The organism is Chamaesiphon sp. OTE_75_metabat_556 (genome assembly GCF_031378165.1).
Lineage (GTDB): Bacteria > Cyanobacteriota > Cyanobacteriia > Cyanobacteriales > Chamaesiphonaceae > Chamaesiphon.
This window is the reverse complement of record NZ_JANNDR010000132.1, coordinates 1-1,666: the sequence shown is the minus strand read 5'-3', so window position 1 is coordinate 1,666 and position 1,666 is coordinate 1. Positions and strand designations below refer to the sequence as shown.

Below are 1,666 nucleotides of genomic sequence, written 5' to 3'. Positions count from 1 at the left end.
TTCCCGAACTCGGACAGTGAAACGCTCGCACGGCGACGATAGTTGGGGGGTTGCCCCCTGCCAAAATAGCTCGCTGCCAAGCTTAATCTTCTACTTCTTAACTCAAAAGAGGTGATTCCTACTACAGGTTTCACCTCTTTTCAGGTTTTGTGGGCTAATATATGAATTACCTCTACCAAGGGTTTTAGAGATCGTTTATCATACTTAAATTCAGCAACACTTATTGAAACTTATTGAATATCTTCCTATTTCACATCGACTAAACTACAGGTTTGAGGGGACTTAACCAACAATCCATATTCAATCCCTTGAGCGACAGCTTGATAGGATGCTTCGAGGATATTGTCAGATACGCCGATCGTCGTCCAGCGATGTAGTCCATTGCTCGACTCCACCAGTACGCGGGTAACTGCTGATGTGCCTTCGGAACCATCGATAATCCGCACTTTATAGTCGGTTAAATAACATTTTGTTAGTTCGGGGTAAAATCGACTTAATGCTTTGCGTAAGGCGGCATCTAGAGCCGATACGGGGCCATTTCCTTCAGCAACTTCGAGGATATTTTGACCATCGACGGCGATTTTGATAGTTGCGAGGGAATGGTGGTTTTGAGTGGCGATCGCGCAATGCACCTGAAAACCCTGAATCGTAAACAGCGTCGAGGTTTGACCGAGTATTTCGCGCATCAATAATTCAAAACTCGCCTCGGCTCCTTCAAATTGATAGCCTTGATATTCTAGTTCTTTAAGTCTGGCTAAAATTTGGCGAGTGCGCGGATCTTCCTTGGTGAGTGTCAAGCCCATTTCGCTGGCTTTGATGAGGACATTACTCAATCCCGACTGTTCGGAAATCGCAATGCGACGGGCGTTCCCGACGTGGGTAGGATCGATATGTTCGTAGGTAAGGGGATTGCGTTCGACGGCGGAGACGTGGATGCCACCTTTATGGCTGAAGGCGCACTTACCGACAAATGCGGCGTAATCATTGGGCGCGACATTGACGACTTCGCTGACAAATCTACTCACCTGCGTCAAGCGGATGAGATTGGCATCAGTCAAGCAGGAATAGCCGAGCTTGAGTTGCAGATTGGGAATTATCGAGCAGAGATTGGCATTGCCGCAGCGTTCGCCATAACCATTAATCGTCCCCTGCACCATTGTGATGCCACTGGTGACAGCCGCGATCGCATTGGCTACCGCTAGCTCGCAGTCATTGTGTGGGTGGATGCCAAATAAGAGCTGCCGATTGGGATCGACGCGCTCGATGACCTCATTGACAATTTGCGTCAGCTCATGGGGCATTGTCCCGCCATTGGTATCGCAAAATACCAGCCAATCCGCGCCAGCCGCGATCGCAGTTTGCAGTGTTTGGACGGCATATTCTGGATTTGCTTTGTAGCCGTCAAACCAGTGTTCGGCATCATAGATTACCCGCCTACCCTGGGAAATCAAGTACTCGATCGAGTCCCGAATCATCGCCAGATTCTCAGCTAAATCGGTCTTTAAGCCCTCACCAACATGTAAATCCCAAGATTTACCAAAAATCGTCACCCACTTGCTTCCTGCCGCTAGAATCGCCGCTAACATTTTATCTTCCGCTGCCAATCCGCCAGGGCGACGCGTCGAGCAAAAAGCCACGACTTCCGCTTGTATCAACGGCTCTAGCT

1 protein-coding gene is annotated in these 1,666 nt (G+C 49.0%); it reads right to left on the bottom strand.

What is annotated here, in order from left to right:
• Positions 1-245: 245 nt before the first annotated feature.
• On the bottom strand, positions 246-1,666 hold a 1,421-nt coding region (cimA, locus tag RMO27_RS05655), incomplete at its 5' end, for a citramalate synthase (protein WP_309730294.1).